The 15,592-nt window shown below is 70.6% G+C and carries 14 protein-coding genes; 6 read left to right on the top strand and 8 right to left on the bottom strand.

The window, feature by feature from the left end; genetic code table 11:
- Window positions 1-36 precede the first annotated feature (36 nt).
- A complete protein-coding gene (locus MTDSW087_RS12005) occupies window positions 37-1,218 on the top strand; it encodes an MFS transporter (RefSeq protein WP_144764101.1) in 1,182 nt (393 codons plus the stop codon).
- A 203-nt stretch (window positions 1,219-1,421) separates the two neighbouring features.
- On the opposite strand, the gene MTDSW087_RS12000 is transcribed toward MTDSW087_RS12005, so the two are convergent.
- From MTDSW087_RS12000 to MTDSW087_RS11985, 4 genes are all read right to left on the bottom strand, one after another.
- Window positions 1,422-2,873 (bottom strand): AmpG family muropeptide MFS transporter, encoded by a 1,452-nt coding sequence (locus MTDSW087_RS12000; protein ID WP_425324720.1) that lies wholly within the window; start codon window positions 2,871-2,873, stop codon window positions 1,422-1,424.
- A 43-nt stretch (window positions 2,874-2,916) separates the two neighbouring features.
- Entirely contained in the window at window positions 2,917-3,111 is a 195-nt protein-coding gene (locus tag MTDSW087_RS11995; RefSeq protein ID WP_144764099.1) for a hypothetical protein, read from the bottom strand.
- A 151-nt stretch (window positions 3,112-3,262) separates the two neighbouring features.
- A complete protein-coding gene (locus MTDSW087_RS11990) occupies window positions 3,263-3,637 on the bottom strand; it encodes a winged helix-turn-helix domain-containing protein (RefSeq protein WP_144764097.1) in 375 nt (124 codons plus the stop codon).
- Window positions 3,638-3,705: 68 nt separating this feature from the next.
- Window positions 3,706-4,944 carry a molybdopterin molybdotransferase MoeA gene (locus MTDSW087_RS11985; protein ID WP_144764095.1) on the bottom strand — a complete coding sequence of 413 codons (1,239 nt, stop codon included), beginning with the start codon at window positions 4,942-4,944 and terminating at the stop codon, window positions 3,706-3,708.
- Window positions 4,945-5,201: 257 nt separating this feature from the next.
- Between MTDSW087_RS11985 and MTDSW087_RS11980 the strand changes: the two genes are divergently transcribed.
- The 4 genes from MTDSW087_RS11980 to modC are packed head-to-tail and all read left to right on the top strand — an operon-like array spanning window position 5,202 to window position 8,890.
- Complete coding sequence (locus tag MTDSW087_RS11980; RefSeq protein ID WP_144764093.1) at window positions 5,202-6,257, top strand: NAD(P)-dependent alcohol dehydrogenase; 1,056 nt, start codon at window positions 5,202-5,204, stop codon at window positions 6,255-6,257.
- Window positions 6,258-6,299: 42 nt separating this feature from the next.
- Window positions 6,300-7,091 (top strand): molybdate ABC transporter substrate-binding protein, encoded by a 792-nt coding sequence (gene modA, locus MTDSW087_RS11975; protein WP_186383819.1) that lies wholly within the window; start codon window positions 6,300-6,302, stop codon window positions 7,089-7,091.
- On the top strand, window positions 7,088-7,780 hold the full coding sequence (modB, locus tag MTDSW087_RS11970; RefSeq protein ID WP_144764089.1) for a molybdate ABC transporter permease subunit: 693 nt from the start codon (window positions 7,088-7,090) through the stop codon (window positions 7,778-7,780). Before modA ends, modB begins: the two co-directional genes overlap by 4 nt.
- Before the next feature lie 30 nt (window positions 7,781-7,810).
- Window positions 7,811-8,890, top strand: coding sequence for a molybdenum ABC transporter ATP-binding protein (gene modC / locus MTDSW087_RS11965; protein WP_144764087.1), 1,080 nt, complete (start codon window positions 7,811-7,813; stop codon window positions 8,888-8,890).
- 65 nt (window positions 8,891-8,955) lie between these two features.
- On the opposite strand, the gene MTDSW087_RS11960 is transcribed toward modC, so the two are convergent.
- From MTDSW087_RS11960 to MTDSW087_RS11945, 4 genes are all read right to left on the bottom strand, one after another.
- Window positions 8,956-11,088 (bottom strand): molybdopterin-containing oxidoreductase family protein, encoded by a 2,133-nt coding sequence (locus tag MTDSW087_RS11960; protein WP_144764085.1) that lies wholly within the window; start codon window positions 11,086-11,088, stop codon window positions 8,956-8,958.
- Window positions 11,089-11,152: 64 nt separating this feature from the next.
- A complete protein-coding gene (locus MTDSW087_RS11955) occupies window positions 11,153-11,596 on the bottom strand; it encodes an SRPBCC family protein (protein WP_144764083.1) in 444 nt (147 codons plus the stop codon).
- Window positions 11,589-11,933 (bottom strand): ArsR/SmtB family transcription factor, encoded by a 345-nt coding sequence (locus tag MTDSW087_RS11950; protein WP_144764081.1) that lies wholly within the window; start codon window positions 11,931-11,933, stop codon window positions 11,589-11,591. The genes MTDSW087_RS11955 and MTDSW087_RS11950 overlap by 8 nt, the downstream gene beginning before the upstream one ends.
- A 69-nt stretch (window positions 11,934-12,002) precedes the next feature.
- Window positions 12,003-14,420, bottom strand: coding sequence for an MASE4 domain-containing protein (locus tag MTDSW087_RS11945; RefSeq protein ID WP_144764079.1), 2,418 nt, complete (start codon window positions 14,418-14,420; stop codon window positions 12,003-12,005).
- 297 nt (window positions 14,421-14,717) lie between these two features.
- On the opposite strand from MTDSW087_RS11945, the gene MTDSW087_RS11940 reads away from it, so the two are divergent.
- Window positions 14,718-15,554, top strand: a complete 837-nt coding sequence (locus MTDSW087_RS11940) for a formate/nitrite transporter family protein (protein ID WP_144764077.1) — start codon at window positions 14,718-14,720, stop codon at window positions 15,552-15,554.
- Window positions 15,555-15,592 lie beyond the last annotated feature (38 nt).

The following is a 15,592-nucleotide window of genomic DNA, read 5'->3' as shown; positions in this document are numbered from 1 at the left end:
GCAGTGGCAGTCCCGCCAGCACGAAACCGACACTCGGTGCCGCCTGACTCGGGCGGCCGCAGCCGCCTCACCGTCATCAGTGCGCTGGGCATCGTGGAGATCTTTGCCTGGGGCACGTCGTTCCACCTGCTTGCCGTACTCGCCGGTCCGATCTCGCGAGACACCGGATGGCCTCTGACCTGGATCGTCGGCGGCTTCACCCTGGGCCTGATCGTTGCGGCGCTCGCCTCGCCGCAGGTCGGCGTGAAGATCGATCGCTATGGCGGGCGACCGGTGCTGGCATCGGCTGCGCTTCTCTTCGCATCCGGGCATATCGTGCTGGGTCTCGCGCCGTCCCTGCCCGTCTACCTCGCCGGCTGGCTGCTGCTCGGCCTCGGGATGGCTTGTGGCCTGTACGATTCGGCGTTTGCGGCCCTGGGTCAGCTGTACGGTGCACGGGCACGGATGGCGATCACCTACCTGACCCTCTGGGGCGGGTTCGCGACCACCGTCTGCTGGCCGCTATCGGGCTTTCTCGTCGATCAGCTCGGCTGGCGGGGCACCTGCTTCGCTTACGCCGGGCTGCATCTCGTGATCTCGCTGCCGCTGGTACTCGGGCTGATCCCTTCGGCTCCGGGGCGGGCGCATCGGGCCAGCGCGCCGAGGGCGATGACGGGGTCGCTTTCACCGCGAGAGCAGAGAACGTTCCTGCTTTTTGCGGCCGTCCTGATCCTCAGCGGCGCGATCCTGTCGATCGTCGCGGTGCATCTCCTGATCCTGCTCCAGGGGCACGGCATGCTGATGGCGTCAGCCATCGCCGCTGCGGCTGTGATCGGGCCGGCGAAGGTGGCGACGCGCGTGATGGAGATCGCTGGCAGAGGGCGGCATCATCCGCTCTGGACCCTGACGGCCGCGAGCGCGGCGATCGCTCTGGGTCTGCTTCTCCTCGCCGCCCGTGTCCCGGGCGTCGGAATATGGCTTGCGATCTACGGAGGCGGGAACGGCCTCTACTCGATCGCACGAAGCACAGTGCCTCTGGCCCTGTTCGGGCATGAGCATTACGCCGTGCTCAATGGCCGGCTCGCACGGCCCGCATGGATCGCGCAGGCGTTCTCCCCATCACTCGCGGCCTTCCTGTTGACCCAGGCAGGTCCCGATGCCCTGTGGCGGGTACTGTTCATCCTGGCTTTGACGAATGCCTGCCTCGTCGGCGCGCTCTGGTGGATCCGGAAAGCGTAAGGCCTTGTCGGCGCGCCGTTGCGATCGTGGTTTCGGCCCTGATCCGTCTCTCAGGCCGTCATGCAGCTTCCGAGGCCGGCGATGATCGGCAATTCTTTCGGACGCTCAGGCAAGTCTGCGCACGGCCGAGGCTTGCCTTCGCCATCATCCGCAATCCGGGAATGGGCTGCCCGGTGGCAGGCGCTTCTGATGTCCGCCGGGGGTCAGGAATTCGCGGCAGCCTGCGGTGCAGCCTCGTCGGAGAGGCCGACCTTGACCCAGACGTAGAGCGCGAGCAGCGCCACCGGCAGGCCGATCAGGGACGTCCAGACGAAGAACCAGGTGAAGCCCGTCCGCTCGACGACGAAGCCCGACAGGCCGGCGAGCACGCTGCCCGGGAACGCGCAGAGGGAGGTCAGAAGTCCGAACTGGCTCGCCGCATGCTCGGTCGAGGCGAGCGTCGACATGTAGGTGATGAGCACGACGGAGGCGAAGGCATAGGCGAACCCGTCGATGCCGACGGTGATTGCGAAGGTCCAGAAGGCCGCCCCGCCGTCGCCTCCATGGGCCGCGAGATAGGCGAGGCTCAGGTGAGAGGCCGAGCCCGCCACGGTGCCGATGAGGAGGCTCGGCAACATGCCGATCCGCGGGATCAGAGCGCCGGCCAGGAAGGTCCCGCCGAGCCCGATCCAGAAGCCGAAGAGCTTGGTGACGGTGGCGATGTCGGTGTTGGAGAAGCCCTGGTGCTTGAACAGCGGGATCGCCATAGCGCTCGCGACGTAGCCCGGCATGCGGAAGCCGGCGATGAGAAGCAGGATAGCGGGTGCCATCGGGCCGAGGCGGGTGAGGAGCTCCCGGATCGGGGCCCAGACCGTGTCGACGAAGCCGGCTCGGGGCTGATGGGGGCGCAGGTCCGACGGCGGCTCGGGCGCGAGCACGGCGGCGAGCATGCCGACGGACATCAGTGCGCCCATGCCGAGATAGGCGCCGCGCCAGCCGATCCGGTCGGCCAGGAACAGGGCGCCGGCACCGGCCGCGAGATTGCCGAGGCGCCAGCCGATCTCCGTCCAGGACGACAGCACGGCCTGCTTCTCGGGCGGCCGCACGCTGGTGATGCGCCAGCCGTCGATGACGAGGTCGAGGGTCGCGCCCGCGAAGCCGAGCGCCAGCGAGAAGGCGATCGTCCAGGCGAGCCAGTTCGCCGGATCGCCGAAGGCGATGCCGGCAAGCATCGCCATGACGCTCAACTGCGCCACGACGATCCAGCCGCGCCGTCGCCCGAGCGCCCGCCCGAACAGGGGCGGATCGTAGCGGTCCAGGAACGGCGCCCAGACGAACTTGAACTTGTAGGCGAGGGTCAACTCGCTGAGCAGCCCGATCGTGGCGATCGAGATGCCGATGTCGGACAGCCAAGCGGATTGCGTGGCGTAGACGAGCAGGAACGGGATCCCGGAGGTGAAGCCGAGCCCGACGGCCGGAGCGATCCGCCGGTCGGTGAACAGCGCCGACCAGAACGGCGTCCTCTCGGATCTGGCGACGGTCGGCGCGTTCATGCTCGCTCCATTCTGCTGCCGAGCCGCCCCGGGATGGCCCCGTCGGCGGAACAGGATCAGGGCCTTCGACAGCGTGATCCAGATGCCCCAGAGGATCGGGATGCCGACGATGACCCAGGCCAAGGCCGCGCCGAGGCTGAACCCGCCCCGCCCGATGCCCGCCCCGTCATGCGCGGCGCTGGACCACGATGCCGATCGAGAAGACGAGGACGAGGTCGCTGACGCGCCAGTCGCAGGTCGTGGTGAAGAGCGCCGTGACGAGGCCCATGTCCGGGCAGGTGGCCGGCGCCGGCTGACCCACGCCGAGGGCGCGGGAGAGCGACAGCCAGTCTGGAGCGGGACGCAGGCGCAGCGGATGCATCCGGGAAGCGAGCGGTCATCGGTCCTCCCATGGCGGTCTCGTCAGGGATCTCGGGAATCCGCTCTAAGCCTTTGTCGACAATGCGGCTAGCACGGGTGGGAGGCTCGCCTTAATCCATCCTCATCGCGAGAAATGTCGCCGGGCTTTGCGCTCAGCCCTGCGCGCGGGCCCGCGGGCGCGGGCGGGCGGCCGGGTCGGGCTCGGCCGACAGGCGCGCCAGGAAGGGGGCGGCCGCCGTCTCGGCGGCCTGCTCGATCGCGCGATAGGAGGCGACGACGTCCACGCCGAAGGGCGAGAGCCGCGCCCCGCCGCCGGCCTTGCCGCCGACCTGGGCCTCGACGAGCGGCTGGCCGAAGCCGGTGTTCAGGGCCTCGACCAGCAGCCAGGCCCGGCGATAGGACATGCCGAGCGCCCGGCCCGCGGCCGAGATCGAGCCGTGCGCCGCGATCATCTCGAGGAGCTGCACCTTGCCCGGGCCCAGACGGTTGTCGGGCCCGAGATCGATGCGGATGCTCAAGCGGGCCATTCTGCGCTCCTCCCGGATTATAGGGATTCTAGCCTTTCACCGCAGGGCCGACGAGACCCAGGGCCGGATCAGAAGCCGGGCGCGCGATCGAAGCGGATGATGGAGACCGGTTCGCCCGCCGCGGCAGGCGGCGCGTCGGCCGGGCGCAGCACCAGGGCGTCGGCTTCGGCCAGGCCCGAGAGCATGGCGTTGTCCTGGTCGGCGAGGACCGCGAAGACCGCACCCCCGGCGGGTCCCCGGTCGAGCCGCCCGCGCAGGAAGGTCGTGCGCGGGCCCGTCGCCGGCAGCGGCGTCGCGAGGATCGCCCGCTCCTCGGGAAGAGCCGCCCGTCCGGTCCCGGCCAGCAGCGACAGGGCCGGCCTGAGGAAGACGAGGGCGCTGACGAGTGCGGCCACCGCGTTCCCGGGCAAGCCCAGGACCGGCAGGCCGCCGAACTGTCCGAACAGGGTCGCCTTGCCGGGCCGCATCCGGACCTTGCGGAAGGCCGGCGCGAAGCCGAGCGCGGCAAGCGTCGGGCAGACGAGGTCGAAGTCGCCCACCGACGCGCCGCCCGAGGTCACCAGGAGATCGATGTCGCCGGCATCGAGCACCCGGGCCAGCGCGCTTGAAAGCGCATCCGGCTCGTCGGGCACGATGCCGAGATCGCGCGGCACGCCGCCCCAGGCCTGGACCAGCGCCTTCAGGGCCGGGCGGTTGGCGTCGAGGATCTGCGCGCCCCGATCCACCGCGAAGCGCTCCGACAGCTCGTTCCCGGTGGAGAGGATCGCGACGCGGGGCCGGCGGTGGACCGCGACCTCCGCGTGCCCGGCCGCAGCGAGGAGGCCGACATGGCGGGCCGTGAGGCGCGTCCCGGGGCGCAGGATCGGAGCACCCGTGCGAAGGTTGTCCCCGGCCGCCCGGATGTGCCGGTGCGGCTCGGCGCCGGGCAGGATGCGGACCCGGTCGCCCGCGGCCTCGGCCAGTTCCTGCACGACGACCGTGTCGGCCCCGGGCGGGACCGGCGCGCCGGTGAAGATCCGGAGGCAGGTGCCCGGCGAGACCGGCCCCCCGAGCGGATCCCCGGCCCGCGCCGTGCCGAGGCAGCGCAGGGGCGCACCGGCATCGGCCCAGCGCAGGGCGTAGCCGTCCATGGCGGCGACCGCGAAGGGCGGTGCGTCGAGGCGAGCGGCGAGGGACTCGGCGCAGACCCGGCCGGCGGCCTTGTCGAGGGCGACACGCTCCGTGCCGACCGCGGGCAGCATCCCTTCCATCCGGGAGAGCGCCTCCGCGATCTCCGGCATGTCGGCCCCCTTGGTCGATGCCCCCATATCCGCCTCCCCGGTGCGTTCTTGTCGTGGAGCCGCTCCCGATCGCGCTGCCACCGGGAAGGGCTCCAAGTCCTTGTTTCGACGCGCTCTCCTTCGCCGAGCCGGCTCAGGAGCGTTCCAGCCGCCGACCCAGGGCGAGCGGTCGACCGCTTCGGCAACGCGCGCTGGACGGTGGAAATAGCCCAAAGGCTCTGGTCTGGGATATAACTCACCGTATATAGCGCGGCCGGGGCAACCATCGCGGAGATGACACGCGCATGCTCACCTGCACGGGCTACGCCGCCGCCAGCGCCGAGACGCCGCTCGCGCCCTTCACCTTCGAGCGTCGCGACCCGGGCGCGAACGACGTCGAGATCGAGATCGTCTATTGCGGCGTCTGCCATTCGGACCTGCATCAGGCCCGCAACGAGTGGCGGAACACGCTCTACCCCTGCGTGCCCGGCCACGAGATCGTCGGCCGCGTCACTCGGGTCGGGGCCGAGGTCCGCGACTTCAAGCAGGGCGACCTCGCCGCGATCGGCTGCATGGTCGATTCCTGTCGCACCTGCACCGCCTGCCGCGAGGGGCTGGAGCAATATTGCGAGCCGGGCTTCACGGGCACCTATAACGGTCCCGAACAGGGCACCGGCGCCAACACCTTCGGCGGCTATTCGAGCCACATCGTCGTGGATCGGCACTTCGTGCTGCACGTGCCCGAGGGGCTCGACCTCGCCGGCGTCGCGCCGCTCCTCTGCGCGGGCATCACCACCTATTCCCCACTCCGGCGCTGGGAGGCGGGCCCCGGCAAGAAGGTCCGCATCGTCGGGCTCGGCGGCCTCGGCCATATGGGCGTGAAGCTCGCCCACGCCATGGGCGCCGAGGTCGTGCTGTTCACGACCTCGCCCGGCAAGGAGGCCGATGCCCGCCGTCTCGGCGCCGACGCGGTGGTGATCTCGAAGGATGCCGAGCAGATGGCCCGGCACGCCGAGAGCTTCGACCTGATCGTCGACACGGTCGCCGCCCAGCACGACATCAACGCCTATCTCGGCCTCCTGAAGCGCGACTGCACGCTGGTGCAGGTCGGCGCGCCGGAGAAGCCTCTCGATGTGAACGTGTTCAGCGTGATCTGGCGGCGGCGCAGCTTCGCCGGCTCCCTGATCGGCGGCATCGCGGAGACGCAGGAGATGCTCGACTTCTGCGGCAAGCACGGCATCACGGCCGATATCGAGATGATCCCGATCGATCAGATCGAGACCGCCTATGGCCGCATGCTGAAGTGCGACGTGAAGTACCGCTTCGTCATCGACATGGCGAGCCTGCCCAAAGCCGCCTAAAACCTGTCCTGCCGCATCACGAAGGATCGTTCCCGCATGCGCATGCTCACCCGCGCCGGTGTCCTGGCTGGCCTCGTCGCCTCCGCCCTGCTGGGGGCGGTCCCGACGCGGGCGGCGGAGGCGCCCACCGTCTTCGCCGCCGCGAGCCTGAAGAATGCCCTCGACGACATCGCCGGCTCCTATGCCAAGGAGGGCAAGCCGGCGCCGAAGATCTCCTATGCCGCCTCGAACACGCTGGCCAAGCAGATCGAGCAGGGCGCGCCGGCCGACCTGTTCTTCTCGGCCGACCTCGACTGGATGGACTACCTCGCCAAGAACAACCTCATCCGCCCCGACACGCGGGTGAGCCTGCTCGCCAACAGCATCGTGCTGATCGCCCCGAAGGATTCGAAGGCGGAAGTGAAGATGGGCCCCGGCCTCGACCTCGCGACCGCGCTCGGGCAGGGCAAGCTCGCCATGGGCAATGTCGATGCGGTGCCGGCCGGCAAGTACGGCAAGGCCGCGCTGGAGAAGCTCGGCGGCTGGGCCGGCGTGAAGGACAAGGTCGCCCAGGCCGAGAGCGTGCGCACGGCCCTGCTCCTCGTCTCCCGCGGCGAGGCGCCGCTCGGCATCGTCTACGCCACCGACGCGGCGGCCGACGCCAACGTGCGGATCGTCGCGACCTTCCCGGCCGACAGTCATCCGGCGATCGTCTATCCCGTGGCAATCACCAAGGATTCGGCCAATCCCGACGCGGCGGGCCTGCTCGCCTATCTGCGCGGGCCCACCGCCAAGGCCGCCTTCGAGAAGCAGGGCTTCACGGTGCTGAACCGCGCGGCCACCGCCCAGCAGTGACGGGCTGGCTCAGCCCGGAGGAGTGGCAGGCGCTGCGGCTCAGCCTGCTGGTGGCCACGACCGGCACGCTGGCGAGCCTGCCGCTCGGCCTCGGGGTGGCCTACCTCCTCGCCCGCGGCCGGTTCTGGGGCAAGACGCTCCTCGACATGGTGGTGCACCTGCCCCTGGTGCTGCCGCCCGTGGTGACCGGCTACCTGCTGCTGCTCGCCTTCGGGCGGCGCGGGCCGGTCGGCTCGGTGCTCGCGGAGGTCGGCATCGTCTTCGCCTTCCGCTGGACGGGGGCGGCGCTCGCCTGCGCGGTGATGGGCTTTCCCCTGCTGGTGCGCGCCATCCGCCTGTCGATCGAGGCGGTGGACGCCAAGCTCGAGCAGGCGGCGGGCACGCTGGGGGCGAACCCGCTCCAGGTCTTCGGCCTCGTCACCCTGCCGCTGATCCTGCCCGGCATCCTGGCAGGGCTGGTGCTCTGCTTCGCCAAGGCGATGGGCGAGTTCGGCGCCACCATCACCTTCGTCTCGAACATCCCCGGCGAGACCCAGACCCTGCCATCCGCCATCTACACCCTGACCCAGGTGCCCGGCGGCGAGGCCGGGGCGATGCGCCTGACCCTGATCTCGATCGCCGTCTCGATGGCGGCGCTCGTCCTCTCGGAGCTGCTCGCCCGCGGCGTCGCCCGGAAGCTCGCCGCATGATGGGTCATGCCGCATGATCGGTCATCCCGCATGAGCGGTCTCACGGTCGCGGTCGAGCACCGCCAGGGCGCCTTCCGGCTGGAGGCCGCCTTCGCGGCGGAGGGCGGCGTCACGGCGCTGTTCGGGCGCTCGGGCTCGGGCAAGACCACCCTGGTCAACGTCATCGGCGGGCTGGTGCGGCCGGATCGCGGCCGGGTCGTGCTGGACGGCGAGGCGCTGGTGGACACGGGTGCAAGGCGTTTCGTGCCGCCGCATCGCCGCCGCATCGGCTACGTCTTCCAGGAGAGCAGGCTGTTCCCGCATCTGAACGTCAGGGGCAACCTGCTGTTCGGGCGCCGCCTCGCGAAGGTCTCGGACGGGATCGGCTTCGACGAGGTGATCGACCTCCTCGGGATCGGGCATCTGCTCGGCCGGCGCCCAAACGGCCTGTCGGGGGGCGAGCGCCAGCGCGTGGCGATCGGCCGGGCGCTGCTGGCGCGGCCCCGCCTCCTCCTGATGGACGAGCCGCTGGCGGCTCTGGACGAGGCGCGCAAGGCCGAGATCCTGCCCTTCCTGGAGCGCCTGCGCGATCGCGGCGGCGTGCCGATCGTCTACGTCTCGCATGCCCTCGCCGAGGTGACGCGCCTCGCCGACCGGATGGTCGTGCTGGAGGAGGGCCGCGTCGTCGCGGCGGGGACGGTCGACGTGGTGACCGCGCGGCTCGACGTGGCCCCCCTGCGCGGCACCCGCGAGGCTGGCGCCGTGCTCGCGGCGCGGGTCGAGGCGCATGACCCGGCCTTCGCGCTGACGCGGCTGTCCACCGCCGCCGGCCCGCTGCACGTGCCGCTCCTCGACCGGCCGGTCGGCGCGTCCCTGCGCATCCTCGTCTCGGCCCGCGACGTGACCCTGAGCCTGTCGCGGCCGGAGGGGACGAGCGCGCTCAACGTGGTCGCCGGCACGGTGGCGGAGATCGGGGCGCAGGTGCCCGCCGATCCGACCGCCGAGCTGCGCCTCGATTGCGGCGACGCCCATCTCGTGGTGCGCCTGACTCGCCGCTCCCTCGTCGAGATGGGGCTGGCGCCGGGCCTGCCCGTCTTCGCTGCCGTGAAGACCGTCGCCCTGCTCGATTGATCCGCCGCGCGGCGCGGACGGGGATCAGGACGGCGGCACGCTCCGCGCCGCCGTCCGTCCTGCCTTTACTGCGCGAGCCCGACCTCGACGAGGTTGTCGCTGTAGGTCGGCGAGTGCCCCATCCCGCCATAGGTCGAGGCGCTGATCACGTTGACGGCGCCGTCGCGGTTGAGCGCGTGCCAGTAGCCGAGGGAGGCCACGACGAGGCCAGGCGGCACGTCCTCCGTGACCTTGGCCTGCCCGTGGAAGGCGCCGCGGTCGTTGAACACCCGCACGAGCGCCCCCTCCGTGATCTCCCGGGACTGGGCGTCGTGCGGGTTGATCAGGATCGCCTGGCCGCCCTGCTTGGCGATCTTGTGCTCCTCGTTCGCGTATTGCGAGTTCAGGAAGCCGTGGCTCTTCGGCGAGACGATGTTGAGCGGGTAGCGCTCGGCCTGGGCCGGGTTGGTCTCAGGCCGCTCGTTGGCCGGCACGTAGCCCGGCAGCGGATCGAGCGCCTCGCCCCCCTGCTTCTGCTCGTACATCTGCCGGAAGGGCGGGGCCACGAAGTTGCCGGTGGTCGCGGCGGTCTCCGAGAAGAACTCGCACTTGCCCGAGGGCGTCGGGAAGTTGCCCTCCGCGTGGGGGGTGCGGCTCTCGGGGTCGCCGAGGTTCAGCCGGTACCAGCCGTGCTCGCGGAAATGCTCCATGGTGATGCCGCCGAGCTTGGGGCTGTCCCAGTCGAGGTACCACTCCATCAGCTCGGTCTCGCTCATCGCGAATTGCGGCTCGGTGAAGCCGAACCGCGCTGCCATCCGCCGGAACAGCTCGGCGTTCGAGACCGTCTCGCCCGGCGGCTCGATCGCCTTCTGGTTGAGCGTGAAGAAGAAGTGCCCCCACGAGAACATCATGTCGTCGTGCTCGGCCGCCATGGTCGCAGGCAGCAGGATGTCGGCGTAGCGGGCCGTGTCGGTGACGAAGTGCTCGCTGACCACCGTGAACAGGTCCTCGCGGGCGAGCCCGCGCTTGATCTTGGCCGTCTCGGTGGCGTTGGAGACCGGGTTGGCGTTGTAGACCATCAGCGCGTGGATGCCGGGCTCGATGCCGGCCTCGCCGGTCAGGATCGCGCCGAGCTTGAGCACGTTGAGCGCGCGCGTGCCCTCCGGGATCAGGTCGGGCCGGCAGACCCGGTCCCAGTGCACCGGGAACTCCCAGAGCGGCATCTGGTAGACGCCGCCGCCCGGATCCTTCCACGAGCCGGTGAGCGCCGGCAGAGAGAAGATCGCCCGCAGGGCCTGCGCGCCGCCCGCGCTGCGCTCCACCGCGATGCCGGGCCGCAGCGCCGCGTTGCGCGTGGTGGCGTATTCCCGCGCCAGCCGGCGGATGTCCTCGGCGGGGATGCCGCAGATCTCGGCCGCGTATTCGGGGGTGAACGAGGCGGCGCGCTCCTTGAGCTGGTCGAAGCCGACCGTGTGCCGCGCGATGTAGTCGTCGTCGGTCAGGCCCTCCGCGATGATGACCTGGATCAGCGCCATGGCGAGCGCGCCGTCCGTGCCGGGCTTCGGCGCCAGGTGCCAGTCGGCCTCCTTCGCGGTGCGCGAGCGGTAGGGATCGATCACCACGACCTTCGCGCCGCTGCGCTGCGCCTCCTTCACGATGTGCCAGTGATGGAGGTTGGTCGAGACCGAGTTGCAGCCCCAGATCACGATGTACTTGGACTGCGAGAAGCTGAGCGGGTCGGTGCCGTTGGTCGGGCCTACCGTCAGCAGCCAGGCCGTGCACGAGCCGGAGCCGCAGAAGGTCTTCTCCGCGACCGTGGCGCCGAGCCGGTTGAAGAAGGCGTCGCCGACGGTGAGGCCCTGCACCGTGCCCTCGTTGCCGAGGTAGTTGTAGGGCAGGATGGCCTCGGCCCCGTGCGTCTCGATGATGGCGCTCCAGCGCCGGTGGATCTCGTCGAGCGCCTCCGTCCAGCTGATGCGCTCGAACAGGCCGCTGCCCTTCGGGCCGGAGCGCCGCATCGGGTAGAGGATGCGGTCGGGATTGTAGTGGTGCTTGTCGAAGTCCTTGACCTTCGCGCAGAGCGCGCCCCGGGTCATCGGATGGTCGGGATTGCCGCGGACGTCGGTCAGGTGGCCGTCCTCGACCGTATAGATCATCGAGCAGGTATCGGGGCAGTCGTGCGGGCAGGCCCCGAGCTTGGTGGTTGCCTCTTGCAGCATCGTCTCACTCCCATTTTGTGTTTCTCGTTGTTTATTTTCTTGTTCTTGTTGCTTTGGGTGCGCGCTACTGGAGCGCGCCCCGCAATTTGTCGAGACAGGTCGGCCAGTCCCGCGCGTAGGCGTCGGCGGCCTCCGCCGAGCCGATGCGCGCATGGGTGAGGCGCAGTTCCGTCGCGTCCGCCCCGGCGGGATCGAATGTGACGGTCAGCTGCGATTCCTCTCCGCAGAGGAGGCGGGCCGGCCCGTCATAGGTCCAGGTCATCACCAGCCGGCGGTTCGGAGAGACGTCAAGATAGCGCCCCGCGAAGACGTGCCGGACGCCGTCCCCATCTTCGAATTCGATGCGGAACCGCCCGCCGGTCCACGGATCCGCCTCCGCCGAGACGACGATCGTATTGCCGGGGGCGAGCCAGCGCCGCAGCGTTTCCGGGCGCGTCCAGGCCCGGAACAGCGTCGCGCAGGAGGCTTGGTAGACGCGCACGATCTCGACGGCCGCCGGCTCAGACATCGGCCGTCTCCGGGGTCTCGCCGATCAGGTCGTCCAGGGCGTCGAGCCGTTCGTGCCAGAACGTGCCGTAGGCGTCGAGCCAGTCCCGCGCGTCCCGCAGCCGGCCCGCCTCGAGGCCGCACAGATGGGTCCGGCCCCGGATCGACCGGCGGACGAGGCCGGCCTCCTCCAGGACCTTCACATGCTTCGACACCGCCCTGAAGGACATGTCGAAGGGCTCGGCGAGCTCGCTGATCGAGCGGTCGCGCTCGGACAGGCTGTGGAGGATCGCCCGCCGGGTCCGGTCCGAGAGGGCGTGGAACAGGCTGTCCAGACGGGCGTCTTTTTGCTGAACCATCCGGTTCAGTATGCATGGAAGCGGCGACGGCGCAATCGCCGCGCCCCGTGGGCTCGGCGCCCGCTCCGCTCAGGCCTGTCCCATGACGATGCGCAGCTTGTTCGCGAGCTCGTCGCGCCGGTAGGGCTTGCTGAGCAGCGGCAGGTCTGCCGGCACGCCCTGGCCGTCGAGGGCGGATCCGGTATAGCCGGAGGTCAGCAGCACCCTCAGGCCCTGCCGCAGGCGACGCGCCTCGACCGAGAGCTGCACGCCGTTCATGCCGCCGGGCATCACCACGTCCGAGAACAGGATGTCGACGCGGTCCGGGCCCTGCAGCCGTTCGAGGGCCTCGGAGGCCCGCGCGGCCGTCAGCGTCCGGTATCCGAGTTCGCGCAGGCTCTCGACCGCCATCTCGAGGACGGCCGGCTCGTCCTCCACCACCAGCACCACCTCGCCCACGGCCGCGCGCCGCAGCGGCATCGGCCCGTCCGGCCGGCGGTCCACGGCCCTGTCGCCCGAGCGCGGCAGGTAGAGCTCGACGCAGGTGCCCCGGCCGACCTCGCTTCGGATCCGCGCATGGCCGCCGGCCTGGAGGACGAAGCCGTAGACCTGGCTGAGGCCGAGCCCGGTGCCCCGGCCGACATCCTTCGTCGTGAAGAACGGCTCGAAGACGCGGGCGAGCGTTCCCGCATCCATGCCGTGGCCGGTATCCGAGACCTCCACCAGCACGTAGGGACCGGGCGCGAGGTCCGGCCGGTCCGCGATCTCGCCGGCTTCCAGGGCGGCGTTGCTGGTCCGCACGGTGAGGGCGCCGCCCCCCGGCATCGCGTCGCGCGCGTTGACGGCGAGGTTCAGCACCGCACTCTCGAACTGGCCGGGATCGAGCCGGACGGGGTCGAGGCTCGCCTCGAGATCGAACCGCACCTCGATGGTCTCGCCGACCGCCCGCTGCAGCAGGTCGCGGAAATCCTTGAGCAGCCGGTTCGGGTTGACCGTCTCCGGCCGCAGCACCTGGCGCCGCGAGAAGGCCAGCAGCTTCTCGGTCACCTCGGCGCCGCGGCGGGCGGCCTGCAGGCACGACATCGCCAACCGCGTCACGCGCCCCGAATCCTCGGGGCGGCGCACGATCATGTCGAGGTTGCCCACGATGATCGTCAGGAGATTGTTGAAGTCGTGCGCGACGCCGCCGGTGAGCTGACCGATGGCCTCCATCTTCTGCGCTTGGTTGAGGCGCTCCTCGGCCTCGTGCTGCTTCGTCGTGTCCATGACGATGCCCGCCACCGACAGCGCCCGGTCGTCCTCGCCACGATAGGCCCTGCCGCGTACCGCGATCCACCGGATCGCCCCGTCATCGGCCCGCCGGATGCGGCAGTGCAGGTCCAGGCGCTCCGTCCCGGTCAGGTCCGCGAGGGCCGCCCGCGCGGTCGCGCGGTCTTCGGGGACGACGTGGCGCAGGAAGGTCTCGGCGTCCCATGCGGCGACCGGCGCGTCGTAGCCGAAGATCGCGTCGTGGCGCGGGGTCCGGCGCGAGGCGCCGGTGCGCAGGTCGAGTTCCCAGTCGCCCATCTCCGCCGCCTCGAGCGCCAGGGCGAGGTTGTCGCGCGCGAGCTTCAGGGCCGCCCGCTGCGCCTCGCGCTCGTAGGCCGCGGCCTCGGCCCGGGCATAGAGGAAGTCGACCTCGCGCAGGTAGACCCCGAGCACGATCAGGCCGGCCACCAGCGCCTCCAGGCGGCCGGCGAACCAGCCGACCGTGCCGCGTGCCGCGCCCGGAAGCGTGATCAGGTTGTCGAACACGAGCAGCAGCAGGGAGACGGCGAGCCAGAGCTGGAGGACGGTCCGCAGGCGCGTGGTCCAGCACAGGACGGCGAGCGCCGCCACGGTGAGCGCGACGACGACCGGGCCGATCCCCGTGGTGGTGAGCAGCCAGTAATCGTCGCCCTCGACGCTCTTGGGCAGCAGGTGGACGTAGCGGGTCACCACCACGCAGGCGAGCGCGACCGCTGCCGTGACCACCGCCGCGGCGAGCCAGCCGACCGCCGCGGCGCGGCCAGGCGCGACCGAGCGGCGCCGCCCTTCCATGAGCGCGTAGGGCAGCGCGAAGAGCGGCGGCCCGACATGCCACAGCGTCCAGAGCCAGATCGTGGTGTCCGGCCCGCTGCCGAGCAGGCGCCCCCGCGCCAGCACGTCGGGGAAGGACAGCAACTGGGCGAGGACGATCAGCGCCACGTAGAGGCTGCCCGATCCGAGCACGAGCAGCGGGACCGACCGGGTCCGGCGGAACTGGGCGAAGAACAGGTAGGCGGTCAGGCCGTAGACCACGATGAGCGCCGATTGGTAGACGGGCACGAAGCCCGGCATCGGCGGGATCGGCCGGTCCGCGAAGGGCAGGAGCGCCAGCGTGACCGCGCCGAAGGCGAGGCAGACGAGGCCCGCGAGGAGGCGCTGCGTCCGGCCGGCTTCGGCGCTGACCAGGGTCGGAAGTGCCGCGTCCGGATTGACCGCGCGCATCCTGTGCTCCGTACCGAAGCGCGATATCCGGCCGCGCCGGGAAGCCGCTCGCGAAGGGCGAGGAGATAGCACGGCCCCGCTCGGCGTACCATTCGGCGGCTCGGCACGTCTCGGCGGCAGGCCGTTTCCCGAGAGGTCCGGATCTTGCTTGCCCGGCTGCCGACAGGCGTGCGGGCCGGCATTCCCGCGCCCGGCACGCCTGCTGCAAGCCGCGCAACGGCGCGCGGCCGGAGGGCAGGATCTTTCTCAGCCTCTCCGGCGGGCCTTGCAGGAGCTTCGAACCGAACGGGACACGATATGGCCTATCTCGCGCCTGCAGAATTCGCCACCAAGATGGTGGATGCCGGGGAATCCAAGATCTTCATGTCGACCCGCGACACGGTGATCCGCGCCTACATGGCCGGCGCGATCCTGGCGCTCGCGGCGGTCTTCGCCGTCTCCATCACGCAGCAGACCGGCATCCCGATCCTCGGCGCCGCCCTGTTCCCGGTCGGCTTCTGCATGCTCTACCTGCTGGGCTTCGACCTGCTCACCGGCGTGTTCGTGCTGGCGCCGCTGGCCCTCCTCGACGGCCGCCCGGGCGTCACCTGGGGCGGCGTGCTGCGCAACTGGGGCCTGGTCTTCCTCGGCAACTTCCTCGGCGCGCTGACGGTCGCCTTCATGATGGGCTTCGTCTTCACCTTCGGCTTCACCGGTCCCGCCGACAAGGTCGGCGAGTTCATCGCCCATATCGGCGAGCGCCGCACCGTCGGCTACGCCGCGCACGGCGTGGGCGGGTGGTTCACGATCTTCATCCGCGGCATGCTGTGCAACTGGATGGTCTCCACCGGCGTCGTCGGCGCGATGATCTCGACCACGGTCAGCGGCAAGGTGATCGCCATGTGGATGCCGATCATGGTGTTCTTCTACATGACTTTCGAGCATTCCGTGGTGAACATGTTCCTGTTCCCCTTCGGCCTGCTCATGGGCGGCCAGTTCTCGATCGCGGATTACTTCTTCTGGAACGAGATCCCGACCGTGCTGGGCAACCTCGTCGGCGGCCTCGCCTTCACCGGCCTGACCCTCTACACCACCCACGTCCGCACCGCCCCGAAGCGGAAGGTGATCGAGACGGAGCGCCGCCTCGCCGCCTGATCGCGGCTTGACCGGACGGGCCCCGCGCCGCAAGGCCG

The organism is Methylobacterium dankookense (genome assembly GCF_902141855.1).
Classification (GTDB): domain Bacteria; phylum Pseudomonadota; class Alphaproteobacteria; order Rhizobiales; family Beijerinckiaceae; genus Methylobacterium; species Methylobacterium dankookense.
The sequence above is the reverse complement of the archived record's forward strand: the minus strand, read 5'-3'. Positions and strand labels throughout refer to the sequence as shown.